20 protein-coding genes and 3 tRNA genes are annotated in these 24,284 nt (G+C 60.7%); 19 read left to right on the top strand and 4 right to left on the bottom strand.

Annotated elements, in window-relative coordinates:
- Nucleotides 1-254 precede the first annotated feature (254 nt).
- Nucleotides 255-872 (bottom strand): carboxypeptidase-like regulatory domain-containing protein, encoded by a 618-nt coding sequence (locus E5K00_RS06000; protein WP_135462340.1) that lies wholly within the window; start codon nt 870-872, stop codon nt 255-257.
- Nucleotides 873-1,265: 393 nt separating this feature from the next.
- Between E5K00_RS06000 and E5K00_RS06005 the strand changes: the two genes are divergently transcribed.
- From E5K00_RS06005 to E5K00_RS06060, 12 genes are all read left to right on the top strand, one after another.
- Nucleotides 1,266-2,579 (top strand): site-specific integrase, encoded by a 1,314-nt coding sequence (locus E5K00_RS06005; RefSeq protein WP_135462341.1) that lies wholly within the window; start codon nt 1,266-1,268, stop codon nt 2,577-2,579.
- Between the two features lie 38 nt (nt 2,580-2,617).
- Nucleotides 2,618-3,148 (top strand): SHOCT domain-containing protein, encoded by a 531-nt coding sequence (locus E5K00_RS06010; RefSeq protein WP_210114280.1) that lies wholly within the window; start codon nt 2,618-2,620, stop codon nt 3,146-3,148.
- Between the two features lie 436 nt (nt 3,149-3,584).
- Nucleotides 3,585-3,923: a hypothetical protein gene (locus tag E5K00_RS06015; protein WP_135462342.1), complete on the top strand. Its 339-nt coding sequence runs from the start codon at nt 3,585-3,587 to the stop codon at nt 3,921-3,923.
- A gap of 11 nt (nt 3,924-3,934) precedes the next feature.
- Complete coding sequence (locus tag E5K00_RS06020) at nt 3,935-4,300, top strand: hypothetical protein (protein WP_135462343.1); 366 nt, start codon at nt 3,935-3,937, stop codon at nt 4,298-4,300.
- A gap of 82 nt (nt 4,301-4,382) precedes the next feature.
- Nucleotides 4,383-5,273, top strand: a complete 891-nt coding sequence (locus tag E5K00_RS06025) for a hypothetical protein (protein WP_135462344.1) — start codon at nt 4,383-4,385, stop codon at nt 5,271-5,273.
- A 113-nt stretch (nt 5,274-5,386) separates the two neighbouring features.
- Complete coding sequence (locus E5K00_RS06030; RefSeq protein ID WP_135462345.1) at nt 5,387-5,692, top strand: helix-turn-helix domain-containing protein; 306 nt, start codon at nt 5,387-5,389, stop codon at nt 5,690-5,692.
- Nucleotides 5,685-6,038 (top strand): hypothetical protein, encoded by a 354-nt coding sequence (locus E5K00_RS06035; protein ID WP_135462346.1) that lies wholly within the window; start codon nt 5,685-5,687, stop codon nt 6,036-6,038. The genes E5K00_RS06030 and E5K00_RS06035 overlap by 8 nt, the downstream gene beginning before the upstream one ends.
- Before the next feature lie 77 nt (nt 6,039-6,115).
- On the top strand, nt 6,116-8,572 hold the full coding sequence (locus tag E5K00_RS06040) for a BT4734/BF3469 family protein (protein WP_167856762.1): 2,457 nt from the start codon (nt 6,116-6,118) through the stop codon (nt 8,570-8,572).
- Nucleotides 8,573-9,268: 696 nt separating this feature from the next.
- Nucleotides 9,269-9,964 (top strand): hypothetical protein, encoded by a 696-nt coding sequence (locus tag E5K00_RS06045; RefSeq protein WP_135462348.1) that lies wholly within the window; start codon nt 9,269-9,271, stop codon nt 9,962-9,964.
- Between the two features lie 98 nt (nt 9,965-10,062).
- Nucleotides 10,063-10,791 carry a hypothetical protein gene (locus E5K00_RS06050; RefSeq protein WP_135462349.1) on the top strand — a complete coding sequence of 243 codons (729 nt, stop codon included), beginning with the start codon at nt 10,063-10,065 and terminating at the stop codon, nt 10,789-10,791.
- Nucleotides 10,778-13,081: a hypothetical protein gene (locus E5K00_RS06055; protein WP_135462350.1), complete on the top strand. Its 2,304-nt coding sequence runs from the start codon at nt 10,778-10,780 to the stop codon at nt 13,079-13,081. The genes E5K00_RS06050 and E5K00_RS06055 overlap by 14 nt, the downstream gene beginning before the upstream one ends.
- Nucleotides 13,082-13,441: 360 nt before the next feature.
- Nucleotides 13,442-14,014, top strand: coding sequence for an RNA polymerase sigma factor (locus tag E5K00_RS06060; protein WP_135462351.1), 573 nt, complete (start codon nt 13,442-13,444; stop codon nt 14,012-14,014).
- A 202-nt stretch (nt 14,015-14,216) separates the two neighbouring features.
- Here E5K00_RS06060 and E5K00_RS06065 read toward each other — a convergent pair.
- The 3 genes from E5K00_RS06065 to E5K00_RS06075 form a co-directional block, all read right to left on the bottom strand.
- Nucleotides 14,217-14,290 (bottom strand) — tRNA-Arg (locus tag E5K00_RS06065).
- 104 nt (nt 14,291-14,394) lie between these two features.
- Nucleotides 14,395-14,468, bottom strand: a tRNA-Pro gene (locus E5K00_RS06070).
- 88 nt (nt 14,469-14,556) lie between these two features.
- A tRNA-Ser gene (locus E5K00_RS06075) sits at nt 14,557-14,647 on the bottom strand.
- 259 nt (nt 14,648-14,906) lie between these two features.
- On the opposite strand from E5K00_RS06075, the gene E5K00_RS06080 reads away from it, so the two are divergent.
- The 7 genes from E5K00_RS06080 to E5K00_RS06110 all read left to right on the top strand — a co-directional run bounded on the left by E5K00_RS06080 (nt 14,907) and on the right by E5K00_RS06110 (nt 24,111).
- On the top strand, nt 14,907-15,818 hold the full coding sequence (locus tag E5K00_RS06080; protein WP_167856763.1) for a vWA domain-containing protein: 912 nt from the start codon (nt 14,907-14,909) through the stop codon (nt 15,816-15,818).
- A gap of 5 nt (nt 15,819-15,823) precedes the next feature.
- Entirely contained in the window at nt 15,824-16,789 is a 966-nt protein-coding gene (locus E5K00_RS06085; protein ID WP_167856764.1) for a tetratricopeptide repeat protein, read from the top strand.
- 152 nt (nt 16,790-16,941) lie between these two features.
- Nucleotides 16,942-18,123, top strand: a complete 1,182-nt coding sequence (locus E5K00_RS06090; protein WP_135462354.1) for an acetyl-CoA C-acyltransferase — start codon at nt 16,942-16,944, stop codon at nt 18,121-18,123.
- Between the two features lie 176 nt (nt 18,124-18,299).
- A complete protein-coding gene (locus tag E5K00_RS06095; protein WP_135462355.1) occupies nt 18,300-19,727 on the top strand; it encodes a toxin-antitoxin system YwqK family antitoxin in 1,428 nt (475 codons plus the stop codon).
- Between the two features lie 583 nt (nt 19,728-20,310).
- Nucleotides 20,311-20,697 (top strand): carboxypeptidase regulatory-like domain-containing protein, encoded by a 387-nt coding sequence (locus tag E5K00_RS06100; RefSeq protein WP_135462356.1) that lies wholly within the window; start codon nt 20,311-20,313, stop codon nt 20,695-20,697.
- 89 nt (nt 20,698-20,786) lie between these two features.
- Nucleotides 20,787-21,164: a hypothetical protein gene (locus tag E5K00_RS06105; RefSeq protein ID WP_135462357.1), complete on the top strand. Its 378-nt coding sequence runs from the start codon at nt 20,787-20,789 to the stop codon at nt 21,162-21,164.
- Between the two features lie 499 nt (nt 21,165-21,663).
- A complete protein-coding gene (locus tag E5K00_RS06110) occupies nt 21,664-24,111 on the top strand; it encodes an outer membrane beta-barrel family protein (RefSeq protein WP_135462358.1) in 2,448 nt (815 codons plus the stop codon).
- Nucleotides 24,112-24,284 lie beyond the last annotated feature (173 nt).

A 24,284-nucleotide genomic window follows, 5' to 3' on the forward strand; every position in this document is an offset into this window, starting at 1 on the left:
TGAGGTAGAAATTCGCCCCTGGATAACAACCAGCATCTTATATTCTCCCGTCGCAGCGCCTTAGAGATGTAGGCTGAGCAGTACGTTTAGTTGCTAAACTCATCCGCAACCCAGGCTCCGGAAAGGACTTATTTCGTTATTGCCCCGGCCGGATAACGAAAGACGCAATAACAGCAGCAGGCCCCGTCCTCACAAAAGTACGGGGCCTGCTGCTGTTGCTGGTAAAACCATCTGCGAACTGGGTTCGGATACTTCTACGGAATTGCACTATAGATTAGAGTATGTTCAAATTGCTGGTTTTGCTCCGTGTACCTCTCAAGCATGTGCACCTTGGTAGCCGTCACCTGAATCATTTTGAGATACGAGGTAGCGCCCGTGGGAAGTTTAAAGCGTATGTAGGTTTCATCCTGCTCTAAGGCCCAGGTGAGCTTAGTGATTTGCGGATCAGACGCAGCACACTTCAGCGGGCCCTGATCGATGATAAATTCCCCATCGGGCATAAACTGTAAGGTGTTGTCCTTGGCGCAGGAAGCTGCGGTAGCCAGACCGTCGACCGTAGTGCCGTTGGTGGTGTTGAGCGTTAGATTCGTAGTCACCCGCCATTTAACGGCCGTCATCAGCGCGGCACGCTCCGTTAGCACGTGCAGAGTGCGGATGACGGGCGCGCCGCTGGTTTGCACCGCCAGCGTCTGCGGTGCGGGGGTGACATAGCCAGCGACCGGCTCAAACTGCAGGGAATATGTACCAAGTGGCAATGCCCGAAATCGGTACGTCCCGGGAAAAGCAATAGTCGCCGTGTAGGCCGCTCCACCGGTTACGGGTGTCGCCGTGACCTTCGTGAGGCTGGCCACCGGCGTAAAAGAGCCTTCCACATCGTGAGCTTGGACCTGCGGGGAAGTAGACGGCGCGGGCTCAGCAGACTCGCTGCAGCTGCTAATGAACAGGGGGGCGCTAATGGAAAGCAGTCCAAGAAACATCCGAAAACGTATCAGCATTTTTTTCCGCAAGCCAAATAAAACAAGGGAGCCACTCAGCAACAACGCTAAGTGGCTCCTTTACAAGGTACCCCGTAAGAGATTCGAACTCCTGACCTACTGCTTAGAAGGCAGGAGTATATACGTACTAGCCCATTATCAATGACACCCAAAAAAGGCTAAAAGCGGGGTTTTTGGAGCTTTTATCTTATCAGAGCTTACTATCCTTATCGGTCTTTTTATTAGGTTTGTATGAACCGCCGTATGAACCGCAGCCGGTTCATACACGCTATGAGCAGAACTACCGACAGCAAGGAAGGCACGGCCACCGTGAAGGTGGTGTACTTCACGGGCAAGGTGCTGGCCAACGGCTCCCACCCTTTCCTGATCCGCATTACCAAGAACCGAAAGCAGCTCTACCGCTCGACGGGCCTCAGCCTGCACCCCAAATACTGGAACGAGGAAAAGAACGAGATTCGCCGTAGCTGGCCCGGTGACGCGAAAGCCCTGTGGAAAAAGCTCAACGACAAGGCCGCCGCTTACGAGGCGGCCGCCGACGCCCTGGCCACCCAGGACACCCAGCACGACGCCCAGACCGTGCTGCGCAAGGCCAACGAGGCACGGCTGCAAAGCCGCCGGATTAAGCTTGTCGCATACTTTGATGAGCTAATCGCCGACCTGACCGCTGCAGCCCAGCTGGGTAACGCCCGGGTGTACCGGGACGCCCGAAACCAGCTGGCCCGCTTTATCGAAAGCGAATACCCAGGGGAAAACGACGTGCCATTTGATCGGGTTTCCGTGGCTTTCTGTCTGGAATGGGAACAAGCTATGCGAGCCACCGGCGTCGAGGAAACCAGCCTTTCGGTGCGCTTCCGGACGCTGCGCGCTGTCTTCAACAAAGCCATAGCCGTAGGGGCGGCGAAGGCTGAGCACTACCCGTTCGCCCGCACCCGTACAGAGCAGCATAAATTCAGCGTCAGCAAATTTGACGTAACCACCCGCAAGCGGGCCTTGCCCCGGGAGGCCCTGCGCCAGCTCGAGCTGCTGCAGCCCACCACCCGCCGGCAGCAGCTCGCCAAGGATGCTTTTCTGTTTTCCTTTTACTGCGGCGGCATCAACTTTGTCGACCTGGCCCAGCTGCGCTGGCAGGACTTGAAGGACAAAGACCCGGCTACGGGCCACCCGCTGCGACTGGAGTACGACCGGCAGAAGACCGGCGGTAAATTCTCGCTGAAGCTGCTGGCTCCGGCCGCCGCTATCGTGGCCACCTACTCCCCTATTACCAAGGCTGGGCCCAGCAGCTATATTTTCCCGTTCCTCGACGTGCACAAGCACAAGACACCAGCCCAGCGGCAACGGCAGCTGCATACCGTGCTGGGGTGGGTAAACAGACTGCTGAAGGCGCTGGGCCAGCAGGCCGGTATTGCCACTCCCCTTACAACCTACGTGGCCCGGCACTCTTTTGCCACCACCCTGAAGCTGAAGGGAGCCAACACGGCACTTATCAGCCAGGCTATGGGCCACAAGTCCCAGGCTATAACGGAAATTTACTTGGATTCTTTCGGCTCTGAGCTGATTGATTCAGCGCTTGAGGACCTGCTGTAGTATTATCGTTTCACCCAATAAACCCAGTATATTGCTCTATGAAAAAACTACTACCTATCCTCGCTTCCCTCTGTTTACTCTCTTCTGTTCCGGCTCAGGCTCAAATTCCAGGCAAGTCAGTAGCTGAGTACACGACTAAGATGGGCACCACCTTTCACAAGGGAGATACCATCTTTTTCGACATGGGCACCACCGACGGCGGCGCTTTCAAGTACGCCTATATCCCGCCAAACTTCCTGATTGGCCTGCCGGAAACGCACTACGGCTCTGCCTACAACAATAACCGCCTTGTAATTAAGGATATTCGAGCCCAGGCCGCCAATAAGCGCATGGCACCCCGCACTGTTGCCGTTGTTTCGCCGGGTGGCGTGAACGGCTGTGTAGACCTGGAATCTGCCGAGGCGGCCGGCGAAATCAAAACCAAGAACAACCGAAAGCCAGCAGCGGCGGCCCAGGCGCCCGCCGCCAGCACAGCTGACGAGCTGCTGAAGCTGAAGGGGCTACTCGACGCCGGCGTGCTGACGAAAGAAGAGTTCGAACAGCAAAAGGCCAAGCTGCTGAGCAAGTAAAACCGCAGTTGCCTGTAATACCGAAAGCCCTGGCCTGATAAGCCGGGGTTTTTTATTTGCCGTCCTCTGCTGCCTGGCTACTTAGGGCGCGCGTCCTCCTCAATCTCCTTAATCAAGAGCATGCGCAACAAGGTCGAGAGGTTGGTCCCGCGCCGCTTTGCCAAGGCCTTCCCGGCTTCTGCCAGCTCAGCATCAGCCCGTAGGTTTATAAGTGTCTTTTTGGAGGCCGCGTCTTTTTCCATAGCACAAACTTAGTCATATACATTGTAAAGACAAAAGATATATTTTTTTCTTACCTGTATTGCTTTGTATATATTTTGTCTTTACATTTGTAACAGTTAATGCAAACAAAAAGAGGCCAGCCCCGGCAAGGACTGACCTCCGATTTCGAAAAAAGGGCCGGCAAGCCCTATCTCCAACTTCAACCGTAAAGGTAATGAAAAACCAACCTTTGCTCAGCGGCGGCCAAGCCATGATGCTGAGCACGATGCGCCGGAATATTCTGGGCATGCTGGAAGATACCGCCGTTTTCGACAGGGCCGAGTGCCTGCGGTGCGCGGAAAATGTACAGAAGTGCGACTGTGTAGCGCGGCTGCAGCGCTGGTTTCGCAACGTGTACCGGGTGCGCACTGAGCGGGAATTAGCCCAGGCCGTAGCGCTGCGGGCTTCCCGGGGCCGCACGGCAGACCACGCCGCCGAGCTGGCCCACGAAGCCCGCCACGCCGATTTTACGGCCGAAACCGGCCTCACCTATTCTGATCTTCTTGCCCTTTAATTCCCGCACCGATGAACTACGCTAAAAAAGAGCTACACGAGGCCATTGCCTACCTGGAAAAAGCCCGGACACAGGAAAACGAGCTTACAAAAATACTCCGCGCTTTTATTCTGGGTGAACCTGTGGAAGTTACTTTCCGCACCGCCACCGCCACCGCCACCGCCTTAGCCCCCTCGAAGCAGGGCAAGAAGCTGTTGGAGCAGCTTCTTGATAAGGCCCAGGGCAATATTATGCACCTTGAAAAACAAGAGGTGTACTGGTGCGGATTGGTGACAGAGGAAGCAGAAATAGAGAGAATTAGTGACAAAGGATATTTTGCGGAAATGGCAAAAGCCTTTGGCGTTAATGACTCCAGTGAGCCCACGCCCGCGACGTAACAGCTGATATTTTCCGATAGCCCGGCGGCAAGTGGCGCCGCTGGGCTATCTTGTTTCCTGAACCTAGCAAGCTGGCAAGCTGATGAACAACGGGAAGTATTATGATCTTCTTTTAAAAGAAGAGCACGCGCTGGAATTGGCTTTGGCAGCAGCTAAAGCAGATCTCGAGAATTATGAAGTCCATTACAGGGAAATGCAAGCAGACCTGAAGTCAGGATTGACTGCTGAGCATCTGGAGTCTTTGGGGTTACTTGAGTTTGCAAATTCGCCTACGCCGGCAAAGCCAGACCTGTGGGCATTGGAAACATCAATTGGGCGCTTTGTTCCCTTTCATCCTGAATTTGAAGAAGGGTTTAAGGGTCTTTTCAAGGGGTACACCCTTACTAATCTGGTATCTCAGCTGTCGCGGTCCGTTGGTTCGTGGGAATACAAATACCCCACCCTATTCAGCGTAAGAGACGGGGGCGGGCAGTATTTGCTTGATATACTCACAGCGGCAGCACATGACGGTAGCCTGCCCGAGTCGCCAACTACTCAGCGGGCCGTTGAATGGATTCAAAGCGAAATAGCTGAGCAGAACAGCATAAGCTCCGGCTCTGCCGTGCCGCAGGAGCCACTAGCCCCACAAAGAAAATCCAGCGCTGTTGTGGATGATATGGGAGGGCTGCTGTACAATAACTACACAGCTCAAGATTTGGACCAGCTCCTTTTCGACATTGGTTTGCTGACAGATTTACAAAGTCTAACGCCAACAGCAGAGGCAAGGGGCTCTGTCTGGGTTGCTGTAGCAGAAGGATTAAGGCGCAGAAAGCGCCTGAAACTAGGGAATCGGTTAGCTGTGCTGCGTGCTTTTACAGCCCGTTACGGCACAGAAATATGCAGCGCCAGCACATTTGGCCGAGCGTACAATGACGCCGTTACAAGGGCCGCGGAAATACTTTCTAGTATCGAAGCAAGGCTAGCCCAGCCCTAGCAGAAATGCAAATTCGCATTTCTTTTGCAAGCTGCATTTTTGCACTCTTTTGCGGGTTTAGAGCCATTCTTTTGTGATGCTCAGCCGAAACACACGGCTGGTTTCTGCATCACATGGCTACCCTTATTACATCGGGCGTCGATTATGCCCGTTTTTTTGATGACCTGCGCGCCGTCATTCGCCAGGAAATTGCTGGCGCTCAAAATACCACCCAGGCGGCCCCCGAAGTGGGCGACATTGCCCTTGCCCAGGAAGTAACCGGGCTCAGTAAACAGCGCATTTACGGGCTGGTTTCTGAGCGGGCTATTCCGCACAGCAAGCGGGGCAATAAATTGTACTTCACCAGGACCGAGCTGCTGGGCTGGGTGGCGGCGGGCAGCCGCGAAGTAGCTAAGGGAACGGAGGTGGCCAGTGCTTAGCACCTTCCGACTCGACAGCAAAACCCAACTGCTGGCCCACAACGGCCAGATGTACACCGTGGCGGCCGTAGAGAAAACCGACTGGAAAGCCGTGCCCGCTGGCTCGCTGGTTTTCATTGCCAAAAGCAAGCTAGGTAGCAGCTACTACTCGCAGCGCGAAGGCGGGGTAATGATTCCCGTTATCTCCGACGACGTGCGGGCCGGCAGAGTCACAGAAAACGGCCTGGCTGGGCAGGAGGCTCTGCAAGTTCAGCACGAAGACCAGGCCGAGCCCAGCAAATACAGCCTGAAGAGCATCTACCGGATTTACTTCCCGCTGTCTGCTACCCCGCTGCCTTCGCTGTAGCGGCAATTCCTACCCGTTCCTTTCTGCTGCCCTGGCTGCCTGTGCGCCGGACAGATTCAACGCTGGCAACTACTCACGTGAACGTTTCCTACTACTCCAACCTGTTGGCTTCCGCCGACGGGCAAGCGCTGCCTATTGACCAATTCCTAGCCGGTATTCGCGGCGGGCGCTGGCTGGCCCAGGTGGCGGCCGTGCGCGCCGCGCTGGGAAAAGCCGACAAGGCAGCGGCCAAACGCCTGCTGCCTTCCGCCACCGTGTCGGGCACGTTCAGCCGCCGGGGCAAGGATGGACTACAGCAGCACAGCGGCCTGATAGCTCTCGATATTGACGCCGAGCCCAACCCCGGGCTGCAGCTGGCCATTGATCGGAAGCGCATCGAGGCGGACCCCTACACCTATGCCTGTTTTATCAGCGCTGGCGGAGCCGGGCTGTGCGTACTGGTGCGCATCCCGCCCAGCCACCACGAGGACAGCTTCCGCGCGCTGGAGCAGCACTACCGCGAAGAGCTGGGCCTGACCATCGACCCCGCCTGCAAAGACGTAAGCCGTGCCCGCTTTGTGAGCTACGACCCGGCCCTGTTCGTGAATGAGCAGGCCGAGGTATTCGACGAGCTGCTGAGCCCGCCCGAGCCCGCGCGGCCGGCGGCCCCCGCCCCTGCTGCTGAGTACCGCCCAGGCCCAGCCCGCGAAGGCTACGGCCAGGCGGCGCTGCTCAGGGCCTGCGACAAGGTGCGCACGGCGCTCGACGGGCAGAAGCACGTCACGCTCAACAAAATGGCCTTCCTCTGCGGCGGCTACATCGGCGCGGGCTTCCTCTCGGAGTTCGAAGCCCGCGAGGCCCTGCGGGCCACCATCGGCGGCCGGGAAGTGACCGACCTGAAGCAAGCCCACGCCACCATCGAGGACGGGCTGAAGGCCGGCCAGCTGAAACCCGTGCTGCCCGAGCCGCTGCAGCTACACGTGCGCACCCAGCTACGCAAGGGCCTGGCCCCGGCTGACGTGGCGGCGGTGCTGGCCGTGGGGCATGGGCTGCCCGCTGAGCAGGTTACGGCGGCGGTGGTGGCCATCAAGGAAGAGCAGGCCCGCCAGGTGCCGCTGCTGACGTTCTGGGACGTTATCGACCCGGGGCAAGACAAGCCAGTGAAGCTCGTGCTGAGCGTGGTGCGCTTCCGCGAGTGGCTGGCCGCCGCCGGCTTCCGCAAATGTGTCGACGCCAAGCCCGCCGGCCTGGCCCGCGTCTGCGCCCAGGTGGTGGCCGCCGTCGAGGTCAGCGCCGTTATCAATTTTCTGCAGGACTACCTCGACGAACTGCCGTTTGAGTTCGACGGCGTGTACCTGTCCCAGCTGCGCGAGTCGGTGCAGCGCCAGAGCCGGCTGCTGTTCGACCCGCTGGGCCTGCTGTACTTGCCCGAGCTGGCCGGCGAGTTCCTGCGCGACACCCCCGACGCGCACTACGCCTTTTATCAGGATTGCTGGGTAGAAGTAACCGCCGCCGGCCGCGTGGCCCGGCCCTACTCGGAACTGCCTGGGCTGATCTGGGAAAGCCAGCGCAAGCCGCGGCCCTTCCTGCTGGCTTCCGATGAAACGGCCCGGGCCTGCGACTTCTACCTTTTCCTGCTACACCTGACGGCCCACGACCCCGAACGGATGGACCAGATGCAGCGCGCCCTGGGCTACCTGGTGCACGGCTACAAGGATGAAACCAACGCCCGGGCGGTTATCCTGATGGATGAAACCGGCGAGGTGGGCCGCAGCAGTGGGGGCACCGGCAAGGGCCTGCTGATGAAGGGCGTGGGCCACATGACGCACGTCAGCCAGATTGGCGCGGCCAGCTTCGATTTTCGGGACCCGTTCCGCTACGCGCTGATGGAGGACGGGGCCCGGGTGCTCTTCCTCGACGAGTGGAAGCCGCAGCGCAACAGCTTCGATTTGCTGTTTGCCGACATCACCAACGGCTTTGCTATCAACCGCAAGTACCAGGCCCAGCGCACCATTCCCTTTGAAGAGGCGCCGAAATTCGTACTGGCCTCGAATGATATTGTGACGGGCGACGATGACAGCTCCGAGCGGCGCAAGGTGGAAATAGCCCTGGCCAAACGCTACTCGGCGGCCTACACCCCGAAGGATGATTTTCACCGCCCCTTCTTCGGTAAGCACTGGGACGCCGACGAATGGGTGCGCTTCGATAACCTGGCCCTGGGCTGGGTGCAGCACTACCTGAAGCACGGCAAGCAGCTGCTACTGCTGAAGAATGCCAGCATAGCCGCCCGGGGGCTGGTGCAGGACGTGGGCCAGACCTTCCACGAATTTGCCCAGGAGCTTATCGAAGGTGCGCGGGCCCGCGCCGCCGCCGGCGAAGATGCTCGCATCTGGGCCGCTGACGCCTTCCTGAGCTACCAAACAGCCACGGGCGACAAGCGCACCGGCGCAATCACCTTCAACCGCAAAATGGCCGCCCTGGGCCTGGGAAAAGCGCCGTGTCGGGAGCGGGGGGCGCGTCAGGATCAGGTGTATTTCTTCCTGGCTACCGAATGAGCCGCTGCGGGGTGGATTGAAGTAACCCGCAAAACCTTTTTATATAAAGCCCTTTCCTCTCTTTTCTTTCTTTTATCCTACTTATAAACGCGGGAAATAAGAAAAGTATAAAAAAGGAATATATATAAAGGTGTTGCGGGGCGGATTGATTCGACCCCGCAAACAGGGCAAAAACCGCCGCAGCGCACTGCAAACGGCTTTTAGGTTCCAAAATCCGCCCCGCAATCTACCCCGCAGCCCAGCGAATCTACCCCGCACGGCGCAATCCGCCCCGCAATCTACCCCGCACTTCACAGTAGTTCACAGGTCTACGCGCACCTGTAGCGGTCAATAAGACACAATATGACAGGTCAACGTGCGCGCCTGTAGCGGCTCAGGAGACAAAAGGAGACACATCAACGGGCGGGCGCGGGCTGCTGGGTATACACAATTATACACCCCAACGCGCGCACCTGAACTTGTCAAAACTTAACATAAAACGGCCCTGGCCGCCTGCAAATGACACCACCCACCACCAGCCCAGCCCGGCCCCCGCCGGCCCCGATGCAACAACTTTCGACACCCCTACGCGCGCACGGCAGCTTGTCGGCTTGACACAACTTGACACCCCTACATGTGCGCGGGGAGCCGACCACTTTCAACAATTGTCAACACCTCAACGCGGGCGCGCACAGCAGCCTGCTAAAATCCGAATCCATGTTTACCACAAAAGAAATTACCCAGGCCCAGAACGAGGCCCGCTCCTTTATTAACCAGTGCGAGGAGTTCAGGGCGCTACTCGTGGAGCACGAGCTGCCCATGTCGTTTGACCTGGAAAAGCTGAAGGGCGTGCTGCGCGCCCAGCTCTTCGCCAAGCTGCTGGCCGTCGACAAGGGGCTGAAAATGCGCTTTGAGATGCTGCGCACCGAGGAGGCTCAGCAGAAGCTGGTGGCGGATACCATCGACCTGAGCGGCTACACGATAGTAGACAACCTGGGCCGGCTCATTGCGCAACTGCAACAAGGCTGGAGCCGCCTGCAACTTCGGCGCGGGCGCTGGTTCTGCCAGCCAGAGCGAGACGGGGTTTCGCTGAACACCCTGGCCACGGCGCACAACCTAGATTTTAACCAGTGGCTGCAGTCCCGGGAAATGGACTGGCGCGGTAAAGAGCACGTGCTGGCCTACTTTGAAGAGCTCGGAAAAACTCTGGCTCAAGTACGGGCCTTGCACCGGGCTACTCGTGACTCAGGGGCAAGCCTGGCGCACACCTTCGGGCCCGCTGTAGCCAACTATTTCACGGAGGCCAGCAACACCGGGCCTGTTGCGCCGGATGAGCACTGGATCATGGGTGAATTGATTCCCACCCTGGAAAGAAAAGGAATGCTGGCCAGCTTCCCCGGCTGCCTGAAGTAGCCCGAAGAATCGGACACAATCGGACACCCCTACGCGCGCGCCTGCCACCGCCGGCCGGCGCGCGCCCTGGGCTCTACCACCGTTTTACATTTCAACCCGTGCACACTATAACGATAACCGATTTGGAGGGCAACGCCCACCAGGGCCGGCTGCCCGCCTCCTGGGCTGACGTGCCCCTTTGCCAGTATGCCCGCCTGGCCCTGGCCACCACCGTAGCCGAGCGGCGCGCGGCCGTAGCTGAGCTGACCGGCTTGCCGCTGGCCGCCTTCGAGGAAGATGCTGAACTGCTGCCGAACCTGCTGCTGAATGCCCGTTTTCTCTACCAGGGGCCGCTGCCCGATGGGAAGCCGCTGCCCAGCTTCGAACATGCTGGCGTTACCTACACCCATGCCGGCCAGCTCGACAAGATCAGCGCCCACCAGTGGGGAGCTGCAGTAGAAGCCCTGGCCACCGAGGGCCAACCCAGCGCGGCGCCGTACCTGCTGGCCGTGCTCTACACCCCGGCCGGCCCGGCCCACCAACTGGCCAACACCACGGCGGCCATGCACACGGTGCCCATGTCGGTGGGCTGGCCGGCGCTGATGCACCTGGTGCGCACCGTCGGGCCCCGGGCCCTGGCCGCCGAGGGCTACAACCAAGTGCGCGCCCAGGCCGAGCAGCTGCTGAGCACCGTCGAGGCCCAACTGCAGCAGGCCACCCCGAAAGGCCTGGCCCAGAAAGCAGCTCAGAAGCTGGTGCGGCGCGGGCTGCAGCAGGCACGGAAGGTAATTGACAATACCCCCGGCGGGGCCACCTACAAAAAGAAGCGCACCCATGGCACTCGTTAAGCAATACACGCTCACCATCGACGGCAAGCAGGCCGTGGCCACGGTGGGCCAGCTCAAAACCGAAGTACAGCGGCTGGAAAAGGAGCTGGAAAACACCGTTACCGGCACCAAGGAAGCCGAGGCCGCCCTGCTGGCCCTGGGCCGAGCCAAGGCGGCTATTGTCGAAATTGAGGATTCAATCGACGGGCTCCAGCTCAAGAACCGGGCGGCCGTATTTGCTGACTTCGCCGACGGCGTGGTGGGTTCCTTTGGGGTTATCAGCGTAGCGGCCAAAAATCTGGGCCTGGCTGACTTCGAAAATTACCAGGAGCGGCTACAGGAAATCGTAGCCATTACCGGCAGCTTCGAGCAGATACAGCGCGCCGCCAACGGCGAAACCATTGCCGGCATCAAAAACATGTTTCAGCTGGCCAAGGCGTATGTACTCGGCGGCGAAGCGGCTACCAAGTCCGGCAAGGCCACCCGTCTGGCCCTGGCCGCCACCGGCATCGGCTTGCTGATTATCGGCGTGGGCTTGCTAATTGCGAACTGGGATAAGCTCAGCGCCAAAGTGAAGGGCCTGCCCGTGCTGTTCGACAAGCTGCGGGCCGTGGCTGCGGGGGCGTTCGACGCCATCGGGGCCGGCATTAAAACCGTGGCCCAGGCCATTGACCTGGCTGTTAGTGGCGACTTCAGCGGCGCGGCAAAGAAAGCCCGCTCAGTGGGCGCGGCCATCGGCAAGGCCTACGCTGTGGGCTACCAGGAATCCGTGGCCGCCGTGGCCCAGCTGGCCGCCGACAAGCAACTGCGCCTCACCGTCGAGGCCAACAAACGGTTGATTGCCGAGCAGGAGGCCGCCGGAGAGGACACCTACGCCCTGAAGCGCAAAACGCTACAGCAGGAGCTTTCGCTTCTGAAGAAAGAAACCGAGGAAGAGCGGAAGGTGTACGCCGACAAGCTGTCTGAAATTCGGGTACTCGACAATCAGCACCGCAAGCAACAGGCAGACGAGCGGAAGGCCGCCGACGAAAAGGCCCGGCAGCAGGCGTTTGAGGCTCACCAGCAGCGGCTGGCGGATATGGGCGCCGAACACCTGGAAACCATCGAAACCATCCGCCAGCAGCAGCAGGAAATTGCCAACGCCATAACCGACGGCCTGGGCAAAGCCTTCAACATAAAACGACTCGACACCAACCTGCCCGAAACGGTGAAGGGCGTGCTGCTGAATACTGAACAGGTAATCGACGCGAAGCTGCCCAGCCTGGCCGATAAAATCCTGCTGGGCCTGTTCGGGGTAAATCCGGAAAAGCTCGATAGCACAAAGCAGCTTATTTCGGACGCATACAGCGGCCTAGTCGAGACGGTGGCGGGCGTCGGCAGTATGTGGGTTTCAGCAGCTACAGAAGAGGCTGACGCGGCCCTGGGCGCGGCCCAGGCAAGGTATGATGAAGTAAGCCAGAAGCTCGACGCGGCCCGGTCCAAGCGTGAAGCCAGCGAAGCCCAGCTGCAAACCGCGTCGGGGGCCCGTCGTGATTACCTGCTCAAAAAAATTGAGTCAGAGCGGAAGGCAGAGGAAAGACTAGCCGGCGAAAAGCGCAAAGCCGCCGCCGAACAGGTCCGGGCCGAAAAGGAGAAACAGAAGCTGGAGCGCATCAGCCAGCAGATCTCGCTGGCCAGCGCGGGCGCGTCGGCTGTACAAGCTGGCGCCCGCGCCGTGGCATCGGCGGCGGCCATTGGCTTCCCTCAGAATATCCCGGCCATGCTGTCCGCCTTTGCGGCCGTGGCGACCTTGGTAGTAAGCGCCCGCGGGCTGGCCAAAACCTTCCGCGCCGGCGGCCTGGTAGATGGTCCCAGCCACGAGCAGGGCGGGGTGCAGATGTGGCACAAGTCCGGGGCCCACCTGGGCGAAATGGAAGGCGGCGAGTACATCATCAACCGGCAGAGCACGGCGAAGTACCTGCCGTTGCTGGAGCAGATCAACCAAGCCGGGCGCACCCGCGTGCTGCCCGCGCCCCGGGCCAAATTCGCGGAAGGCGGCCAGGTACCCGCTGCCCCCGGCAGCCTGCCCCCGGGCATGGTGGCGGTGAAAGAAGCCGATCTGGCTGAACTACTAGAGCTAACACGCGCCGTGGCCGGGGCCTCAGCCGCCACCGCAGCCGCCACCGCCACGGTGGCCAGCTATGGGCCGCCGCGCCTGGGCATCGGTTTTCAAGAGGCACTGGAGATAGATAATCTGCGAAACGAGGCCATGAAGCTTGAAGCCCAGGCTTCCATCGGCACGAGCAGCAAGCACCAATATTTTCGGCCTTAAAAATGAGAACCCCGCGCCCATACATTTTGCACCGCCGTAGCGTTGTGCGCTGGCTGGAGGATAACTACGCCGACTATTCGCTGCAAGAATGCGCGGCGCACCTGGGCCTGTCTTGGCGGAAGGTGCTGGGCATCTGCAGGCGCAACGGCATCCGGAAGCGGGCCCCTAACAAGAAAGCACATAATGAGCCGCTGGCCCCGGCCGCGTAGTATGTTTACAGCAGGGAAGAGAGAGCCCGTTGCACAGCTTGAAAGCCCGTAGGAAGTACCTACGGGCTTTCTTGTTTTCCGCCCGTAACCACCTCATTACAAAAGCACATAATCCACATTTCGTGCAAGGCTGGCAGTAGCTTTCGTTAATATGTCTACTGCCACCGATACCCGCGAAGAGCAAGCCAGCGCCTGTTTAAAAGAAGCCGTTGCCCTGCGGCCCGAGCTGCTGAAATACGCTCGGAAATTGACCTTTGGAGATGATGACGCGGCGAAGGAGCTGGTGCAGGAAGCCACCCTGCGGCTGCACGAAAGCGTCCAGAGGAACGGCAGGTCCGCCGCCCCTGTGAAGCTTCTACTGTTTCGAATTATGCGAAACAGCCACGTCGACGCCGGCCGCGTCAGAGGGCGCGCGAATAATATTTACGTCAGGACGAGAAACGGCGATGAACTAACTGAGCACGCGGGCCTGCTGCACATGTCACACCAAGAAGTTCAGCACTCGGAGGATGCTGAACTAGTGACCCTACTGGCAGAACGCGCCAACCTAGAGCTAACCGCAAGGTTCTCCCTCACAGAGCGGATTGCCTTTCGATTAACGGCCGAAAACTTTTCTACTCGCGAAGTAGGCGAAATGATGGGCCGGCCCCACTCTACTGTTCATTTCTATATCAAACAGATTCGGAAACACCTGCAATTATTTCTGCGCCCGCTTCTTAAATAGCGCCCATAAAAAAGCCCGCTCTGTCCTTCGACGGGGCGGGCTTTTTACCTTCCTGGGCAAGCTGGCAACTGTTTCCGGGTTGGTTTGGTGAAGATACGAAACCGCCACCAAATGCCAGCAACGGCGAAGTTGTATGAACCGATGTATGAACCAAAAGCAAATGAGCCACCCAGCTTTTCAACTAAGTGGCTCCTTTACAACGTACCCCGTAAGAGATTCGAACTCCTGACCTACTGCTTAGAAGGCAGCCGCTCTATCCAACTGAGCTAACGAGGCAACAGACCGCGCCAAAGGTACGGCAGAACTTTAACCTTACAAAAAAGGCCTCCTGATTGAATCAGGAGGCCTTTTGAGTTCCGGGTTACTGGGCATAACCAATGTCGGGGTGGCAGGATTCGAACCTGCGGCCTCCTGCTCCCAAAGCAGGCGCGATACCGGGCTACGCTACACCCCGAGACAGTCGGGGGTGCCCTCGTGAGAGAGAACAACCCGATGAAGGGAAACCGACAGAGTTCTGGTGGTCCAAGGCTCTGTAAAACCCGTGGCGGAGAGAGGGGGATTCGAACCCCCGGTAGCCTTTAGAGCTACGGCAGTTTAGCAAACTACTGGTTTCAGCCACTCACCCATCTCTCCTAGACAAGTCCCTTATTGCTGTAAGGGTGTGCAAATATACAAGGAGAATGCAGAAACAAACCCTTCTGCGAAAAAAAATCTTCATTTGCAGGCACCACACCCCATTTCCGAGAAACCTATCTTTACGCCCCAGCTCCGGTGCCACCTCCCCTTTCTGCATGAATTATAACCAGTTGAGTTTTCCGCCAGCACTATGAATTGGGCGCATCCATTTACTTGGGCGGAGCTGCTGGGAGCCGCACTTTTTTTTATTTTGTACGTGGGCTACGTGCTGCGCACCCGGCGGCTGGCCGCCCCGCTCGGCCAGAAAGGCTGGCGCATTGGCTGGAAGCTGGGGCTGCGGCTCCTGTATTTCCCCCTGCTGCTGGTGGCGCTGCTGGGCCCAGCCTACGGCGTAACGCAGCAGCCGGTGCGCACGGCGGGCAAGGACGTCTGGCTGCTGGTAGACTTATCCCGCTCGATGGATGCGCCGGACGTGGCCCCTTCCCGCCTGGAAAAAGTAAAGGCCGAGCTGGGCACGCTCATCAACCGGTTTCAGGCCGACCGGCTGGGGCTGATTGTCTTCGCGGCCGACGCCTTCGTGCAATGCCCCCTGACGTACGACCAGGGCGCCCTGCAGCTTTTCCTGCGCACGCTCCAGACCAACCTGGTGCCGGCCGCGGGCACCGACCTGACCCCGGCGCTAGAGCTGGCGCTGGCCCGCATCGGGGCCACGCCCCAGCCGGCCGGCAGCCCGCCCCGCGTCACGGCGCTGGTGGTGGTCAGCGACGGGGAAGATTTCGGCGAAACCCTGGAGCCCACGCTGCGGGTGCTGACCCGCTCCGGGGTGCGCCTCTACGGTATGGGCGTTGGCACGCTGGAAGGAGCCCGGATTCCGAAGGCCTCGGGCGGGGGCTACCTGCGCGACGCGAGTGGCCGGGAAGTGGTAAGCCGGCTGAATCCGGTGGGACTGCGCCGCCTGGCCGAGCAAACCAATGGCCAGTATTTTGAGTTGACTGACCGCCGCAACGAGTTTCCGCTGCTGGTGAATGCCCTGAACCGGATTGAGGGCCAGGTAGAGCAGGTACGGACCGTGGCCGTGGCCGACAACCGCTACCGCTACCCGCTGGCGCTGGCGCTGCTGCTGCTGGCCCTCGACATCGTACTTACTATTAAAGTGATTCGGCCGTGAGAATAGTGTTGCTTCTGCTCCTGCTGGTATTGGCCGACTGGACCAGCCTGACCCGCATCCGGGACCGAAACGCGGTGGTCCAGCAAGCCCAGCAGGCATTCGGCCGCGGCCAGTTTGACCGGGCGGCGCAGCTCTACCGGCGCGCCATCGACGAGCTGGGGGGCGCCCAGGATGAGCTGCTGCTACTTAATATGGGCCATGCCTACGCCCGGGCCGGCCGGCCAACCCAGGCGCGGGCCGCTTACGGGCGGCTGGTTGCCAGCCAGCAGGCCCCGGTACGCAGCATTGCCCGCCAACAGCTGGGCGTGCTGGCGGCGCAGAAAGGCAAGTATGCCGAAGCCGTGAGCCTGCTGCGCCAAGCCCTGCTGGCTGACCCTACCAATACGGAAGCGCGCTACAACTACGAGGTGCTGCGCGACTACTTGGCCCGCACGCCCAACGAGCCCCGGATTCCGCCGGCGCCCCAGCCGAAAAGCCCCGATACTAAACCCGATGATGCGCCGAGCAAGGCCAACCAGCCCGGCCAGGACCAGCAGGGCCAACTGCCCGACCCCGCCCAGCCCGACGACCCGCGCAACAGCCCCACGCCGCGCCCCGACCCACGCGGGCAGCGCGACCCGAGCCAGGCCGGCTCCGGCGCGGGCAACCAGACCGCCGACAACTTTCAGCCCGGCGCGGGCCCGCAGCAGCGCGTGGCGCAGGGCACGGAGCCCGGCCGCACCCGCGGCCTGGGCGCGGCCGCCGAAGACACCCAGCGCCAGGGCGCGGCCAGCCGCCAGCCCGGTACCGAACAGGCTTCCCTGACCGATACCCAGTTCCAGACGCAGCGCGAAAGGCTACAGCAGATGAACCTCAGCGCCGGGCAGGCGCGGCAACTGCTCGATGCCCTGGGCACCGCCGAAGAGCAGTATCTGCAGCAGATGCCGCGCCGCACCGCCAAAAAACCTGATCCAAAAAAGCCGACCTGGTAGGCTGCCCGCCCCAGTGGGCTACCCCGCGCACCCCGCTGATTTGGTGGGCTGGCCCTGCCTATTTGGGGCGGATGGGCGGCGGCACTGGCTGCAAGCAGCGTAATTCGTACTTTTAACCCGTCATTCACCCCAAACTCCCACCCTTTCTACTTATGCAAACCAGAGAAGTATATATCATTTCGGCCGTGCGCACGCCTATTGGCAGCTTCGGCGGCAGCCTGGCCTCGTTGTCGGCCACTGAGCTGGGCGCTATTGCCCTGAAGGGCGCGCTGGAAAAAGCCGGCGTCGACCCCAAGGAAGTGGAGCAGGTGATTATGGGCAACGTTATTTCGGCCAACCTGGGCCAGGCACCGGCCCGGCAGGCCGCCAAGAAAGCCGGCTTGCCCGATACGGTCGAGTGCACGACCGTTAATAAGGTGTGCGCCTCGGGCACCAAGGCCATCATGTTTGCCGCCCAGGCCATCATGCTGGGACAGGCCGACGTGATTCTGGCCGGCGGCATGGAAAGCATGTCGAACGTGCCGTACTACCTCGACAAGGCCCGTTTCGGCGCCAAGTATGGCCACGGCCAGATGATTGACGGCCTGATGAAGGACGGCCTGTGGGACCCCTACAACGACTATGCTATGGGCAACGCGGCCGAGCACACGGCCAAGGAAATGGGCTTCACCCGCGAGCAGCAGGATGAGTTTGCCATTGAGTCGTACACGCGCAGCGCCAAAGCAGCCAAGGAAGGCAAGAAAAAAGACGAAATCGTGCCCGTAACCATCGAAAGCCGGGGCAAAACCACGGTTATCGAAGACGACGAGGAGTACCTGAAAGTAGACTTCACCAAAGTAGCCGGCCTGCGCCCCGCCTTCACCAAGGACGGCACCGTGACGGCCGCCAACGCCTCGACCCTGAACGACGGCGCCGCCGCCATCCTGCTCATGAGCAAGGAGAAGGCCGAGGCGCTGGGCGTAACGCCGATTGGCAAAATCCGGGGCTTCGCCGATGCCGAGCAGGCCCCCGAGTGGTTTACCACCTCTCCTTCCCTGGCCATTCCGAAGGCGCTGAAAAACGCCGGCGTAGAAGCCAGCGAAGTGGATTTCTACGAAATCAACGAGGCTTTCTCGGTGGTTTCGCTGGCCAACAACAAGCTGCTGAACCTAGAGGGCACCAAGGTAAACGTGTACGGCGGGGCCGTGTCGCTGGGCCACCCGCTCGGGGCTTCCGGCGCGCGCATCGTGACGACGCTGATGAACGTGCTCAAAAACGAGGGCGGCAAAATCGGCGTTACCGGCATCTGCAACGGCGGGGGCGGCGCCTCCAGCCTGGTTGTGGAGCGGCTGTAAGCAGTTGATTTTCGCGGGCGGCTCACGCCGGACCCGTATCTTTGTAAAAAGCCGCTCTACCTAAGGGCGGCTTTTTATTTGCCACCGGCTCTGGCAAACTAAAGCTGGCTGGCTTAGCGTTTGCAGGCACAGGCGGAAACCAACGGGGTTTCTTTGCTTTCCTTCCCTCCTATCCGATGACCGTACCTTCCTTGCTTTCTTCCCGATTCTGGCTGCTGGCGGCCCTGGGCCTGCTGTCGGCCCAAGGCGCGCAGGCGCAAAAGCTGCGCCGCCTGGTTTCTTACTACGACTCGACCAACACCCAGAAGCGCGAGGTATACGGCGCCCTGGTGGCCGGCGACACCGTGCTGGAGGGCCCCTACAAGCGCTTTTACCGCTCGGGCAAGCTGGAAGCCCAGACGCGCTACGCCGGCGGCAAGCGCGACTCGGCCTACGTCGAGTTTCACCCCAGCGGCAAGCGGCGGCTGGAAGTAACCTACCGCCAGGGCACGCGCCAGGGCCCGTTCAAGACGTACTACGAATCGGGTAAGGTGGCCCAGGAAGGCACCTACGAAAACGACCAGCCCACCGGCACGCTCCGCTACTACCACCCCAGCGGCGAAGTGAAGCTCGAAACTACGCTCAACAACGGTCAGCCGGCCGGGGTGGTGCGCGAGCTGTACGCCGACGGCAAGCCCAAGGCCGAAATCACCTACGACAACGGGCAGGCCAACGGGCCGGTGAAAACCTACTACCCCAACGGCCAGCTCCAGAGCGAAGCCACCTTTAGCCGCGGCCTGCTGGCGGGGCCCTACAAAACCTACTACGACAACGGGCAAGTCGAAACCGAGGTGCTGGCCGACCGTACCGGCCGGGGCAGCTACCGCAGCTACTACCGCTCGGGCAAGCTGCGCACCGAGGGCACCTACGTGGCCTCCAACCTGAGCGGACGGGCCGTGAAAAACCCCTTGGGCGACGATCTGACCAAGCAGGCCCGGCAGATGACCGGCGGCACGGCCAACCTGGAAGGCCCCGCCAAGGCCTACTACGAAAGCGGGGCCCTGAAAAGCAAGATGACCTACCGCAACGGCGTGCTCAACGGCCCCCAGCAGGACTTCTACGAGTCGGGCAAGCCGGAGCAAACCATCGAGTATTCCAACCAGGCCCGGGACCGGAAAATCACGCTGTACTACGAGGACGGCATGGCCAAGGGCGAGCAGCTCTACAAGAACGGGCAGCCCAGCGGCACCTGGCGCACGTTTTTCCCCGGCGGCAAGCAGGTGCAGACCCAGGAAAGCTACGTGAACGGCAAGCTGGGCGGCGAAAAGCTGACGTACTACGACAACGGCGCGGTGCAAAACAAGCTGCTGTATGAAAACGGCCGGCCCGTAGGCATTGGTCGGGAGTTCTACAGCTCGGGCAAGCCCAAATCGGAAACCACGTACCTGAAAGGCGTGAAAGCCGGGGCCTTCAAGCAGCTGCGCGAAGACGGCACCACCGAAATCAGCGGGGCCTTCCGCAACAACCGCGAAACCGGCGTCTGGACCTACTTCGGGCCGGACGGCAAGGCCGTGACCAAAAAAGTAACGTTCCGCAACGGCCAGGAAGTAAAAGCCGGCAAGTAGTCCCGGTTTTGGCGGCCTAGCCCGTCTTTCCCCCGCATAAGCACCCCACCGTCAGGCGCGAAGCCCGGCGGTGGGGTTTCTTTTTTCAGGTAGTAATATTCTATAAAACAGATACTTACTACACAACTAGCAGATAACCCACAAAAATAATTCGGGCCGCAGGCAGCCCTTTCCCCATGCGCTCCATCTTATTGGGTGTGATGCAGGAGATAGTACAGGAAGGGATGGGCAAACTACAATTCGACCCCGTTTTTCCCTTGTAAATGCAAGGATTTTCACTGAAAGGAAAATAAATTTTAAAACTACCTTGCATCACATAGTACCATATGTTACCTTTGTCATGTTCTTCCACTCTGCCTAGCGGGGAGTCGCCACAAAGCCCCTCCCCCACCGACTGCCAGGCAGTGTAGTCCCGGCCTACTACCGGAGCCTGACCCTCAGCACGTTGCACCAGCAGCGGCTCTTCGGGCTTGAGCATACCCTCTTTCTGCATCGACCGGCTACTCCTCCGGAACAGATCCGCGGCTGTTTGGACGCGCCCTGGCTGGCCTTTGCCCTCATTCTCCCTTTTTCTCTTACTGCCATGAACTCCTCCTCCTTCTTCCGTTCCCTTGCTGCCTGTCTGTTTGCCGCCCTGCTGATTTCGGGCGTGCAGAGCTCCTCTTCCACCGCCCAGCACGGCACCCTGACCGGCGTACTGCGGGACGCCGACACGCACGAGCCGATTCCGGGCACCAACGTGGTGCTGCTCAGCAGCCGCGTCAACACCCTGATTCGCAGCGCCAAAACCCGCGCCGATGGTACTTTCTGCCTGAAAGACGTGCCGTTTGGCTCCTACACCCTCCGCACCACCGTGCTGGGCTACCAGCCCAACCAGCCCCAGCTGACTTTCCGGCCCCAACAGGCCAACGTGGCCCTGGGCACCCTGAGCCTGCAGCCCATGAACTCCAACATGCTGGCCTTTAACTAGCAACCAACGCTTCCCGCTTTCTTGCATGACTTCGGCGTTTGCCGGGGTGCTTTCAACCCAACTCTCACACTCTCTTGCCTTACTGCGCTATGAAAACTTCCCTGATTTCCCGCCTGAGCCTGCTGGCCGTTGCCTTTGGCCTCTCCATCACGATGGCCAACGCCCAAACTTCGGTGTACACCGAAGACGGCAAACAGCCCGGCACCGGCTACTGGTCCATCGAAACCGACCAGGCCCGCCGCGACTACAGCGTGGTGCGCTTCTACAACGCCCAGCACGAGAAAATTTACGAGGAGCGGCTCAACGACCTCTGCCTGGACCCCAGCCGGGGCACAACCGCCTGCCGCCGCACGGCCCGCATGCTCAGCAACGCCCTGGTGCAGGTGCAGCAAACCCGCAACAACTCGATGGTGACGAACGGGCTGGGTTTTCAGCGGCGCGCCCAGCGGATTTACGCTTCGCGCTAGCCAGCCCCCGACCAAGGATATACTCAGCGGGCGGCGGGAGCCGGGCCCGGCTCCTACTGCCTGCTGAGGGCCCTTGTCCTGTCTCTTTACCCCTGATTCATGGCGCAACCGGCGCCATGCCCTGCCGCCGGCGGCACGCACGTAATTGTTTTTGAGCTGCTTACCTCACCTTACAGCCGGAAACAATTATTTTTTTATCAAGGTACCTTGCGTCACATAGTACCTTCTACTATATTTGTCTTAGTAATTCGCCGCTCCCTCTTTTGCTTTGGTTTACGACCAAAGAGCCGGACCCGGGTTTCGCCACGGGCGCGTTGCAGCACCTGCGGCGGATAAGCTGACCACCATCGGCTTTTCCGTGGAGCGTGGCCCCGGGAACTGGTTGAGGAGCGTTCCTGCCCTTTGTTTTGAATGCCTGCGCAAAGGCACCCCAGCGGATCCGCGGCCGCCTGGACTGGCCAGTCTTTGCCCTGTTTTTCCACTCCCTACTTCTCTCGCCATGACCTTCTCGTCTACTTTCAACCGGGCCCTGTGGTGCCTGGGGTTGCTGCTTACGCTCTTGCCCCTGGGCTTGCAGGCCCAGACAAATGGCTCAATTTCAGGTGTTTTGCTGGATAAAACCACCAACCAGCCCCTGCCGTTTGCCAACGTGGTGGTGCTGCGGGGCCAGGATTCGACGCTGGTAAACGGGGCGCAGACCAGTGAAGCCGGGGCCTTTGCCATTGAGCAGCTGGCGGCGGGCACTTACCTGGTGCGGGCCACGGTGCTGGGCTACCAGCCCCTGCGCCAGACGGTGACGCTGACCGTCGCCGCGCCAGCGGCGCACCTGGGCTCCCTGAAGCTGCTGCCGACGGCCACGCAGCTGGCGGGCGTGACGGTGCGGGGCGAGCGGGCCGCCGTGGTCGACAACCTGGATAAGAAGGTAATCAACGTGGAAAAAGACCTTGCCAGCGTGGGCGGCACGGCCGTCAACGTGCTGCAGAACGTGCCGTCCGTGTCGGTGGACCAGAGCGGGACGGTGAGCATGCGCGGCAGCAGCAACATCACGGTGCTGATTGACGGCAAGCCTTCCGGGGCCGCCAACGGGGGCATCGGCACCCGCCTGGAGCAGATTCCGGCCAGCGCCATTGAGAAGGTGGAAGTCGTGACTAACCCCTCGGCCCGCTACGACGCGGCCGGCTCGGGGGGCGTCATCAACATTATTTTGAAAAAGCAGCGCAAGGACGGCTGGAACGGGCAGGCCGTAGCCAATCTGGGCACGGCCGAGAAGTACAACACTTCCCTGAGCCTGAACCGCCACCGGGGCAACATGAACCTGTTTGGCAGCTACAACGGCCGCGACGACCGGTACCGCAACACCAACACCATCGACCAGACGGCCCTGGTTCAGGACCAGCGCATCACGATTGACCAAACGGGCCGGGGGCTGCGCCACAACTCCTCCCACGACGCCCGCCTGGGGCTGGACTACACCCTCAGTCCCGAGCAGACCCTGACGCTTACGGCCGAGCCCCACCTGAACTCGGGCCTGAACCGCACCACCCAGCAAACGGACGTGAACGGCGAAAACCAGGAAAATAACCAGCGCGTGACCGAAAGCGTGAAAACCCTGGACGTATCGTCGGACTACAAGCGCACCTGGGCCGCCCACAAGGGCCGCGAAATGACGGCCAACCTGGGCTACACCAACCTGTGGGCCAACGTGGTGGTGGCCCAGCAGCTGACCACCAGCGCCGGCCCCGACCCCGAGTGGAAGCAGGATCTGGGCGTGCGGCTCCAGGCCGTGTACGGCCAGCTCGACTACACCCACCCCCTCGACTCGACCAGCCGCCTGGACCTGGGCTACAAAGGCCAGTGGCAAACCAACGACGGCACCGCCGACTTCCTGCTCCAGAACCTGGAGCGCCCCACCGACTACACCCGCCAGGCCGACCGCTCGGTAGCCTACACGTTTCAGGAAGACCTGCACGCCGGCTACGCTACCTACCAGCTACAGCGCGGCCAGTGGAGCTACCAGGGTGGCGTGCGGGCCGAATACACCCGCACCCAGGGTCACGTCGAAAACGGTCTGGGGGCTTTTCGCCTCAACTACCTCAACCTGTTTCCCTCGGCCTCGGTGGTGCGCACTCTGCCCGGCGACCAGCGCCTGCAGCTCAGCTACGCCCGCCGCCTGAACCGGCCCGGTTTCATGCAGCTGCTGGCCTTCCCGCTCTACAACGACCAGCGCTTCTACCGCCTCGGTACTCCCAGCCTGCGGCCCGAGTACATCAACGCCTTCGAGCTGGGCCACCAGGTGTCGATGGGCGGGGCCAGCCTGAGCTCCACGCTGTTTTACCGCCGGACCACCAGCGCCATCCAGCGCCTGCGCGAAGTAGACGAAGCCGCTACGGCCCTGAACCCGGAGGTGGGCGTCGTGACGAAGGAGTACTTCCGCAACTTCGGCCAGAACGAAACCTACGGTGCCGAGCTGAGCCTGAATCAGCCCCTGGCCAAGTGGTGGCGCCTAACGGCCAGCGGCTCTTTGTTCCGCAGCACCGTCACGGCCCTGGCCAACACCGAAGCCAGCCGCAGCAACCTCAGCGGCACGGCCCGGCTGATGAACAGCTTCACGCCCACCGCCAAGCTCGACGTGCAGGTAACGGGCACCTACCGCGCCGCCGTCATCACGCCCCAGGGCCGTTTGCTGCCCCAGGGCGGCATCGACGTGGCCCTGCGTCAGAAGCTGTTTGCCGACCGGGCCGCCCTCACGCTGCGGGTCAGCGACATTCTCAACACCCAGCGCCAGCGCATCGAAGCCTTCGGCGACAATGGCTACCGGGCCACCTACGTCAACAAGTACGAAACGCGGGTGGGCTACCTGGGCTTCAGCTGGTACTTCGGCTCGAACAAGCCCCCGAAGAAAATCGAAGCGGCCCCGCAGGGCGGTGGCGGCGGCTTCGGGGGCTAACCGGCCAGCCCAAGGCCTTTCCTTAACCGGCCGCGCCAACTGCGCCAAAAGAATAAAATAACCCTGCCGCTTCCCTGCTTTCCCCTGCTACCACCGTTCTGCTACCTGAATGAAAATCACGACCTGGCTTACCAGCCTTTGTTCCGCACTAACTCTCACGGCCGCTTCGCCGG

This window comes from Hymenobacter aquaticus, assembly GCF_004765605.1.
GTDB lineage: Bacteria > Bacteroidota > Bacteroidia > Cytophagales > Hymenobacteraceae > Hymenobacter > Hymenobacter aquaticus.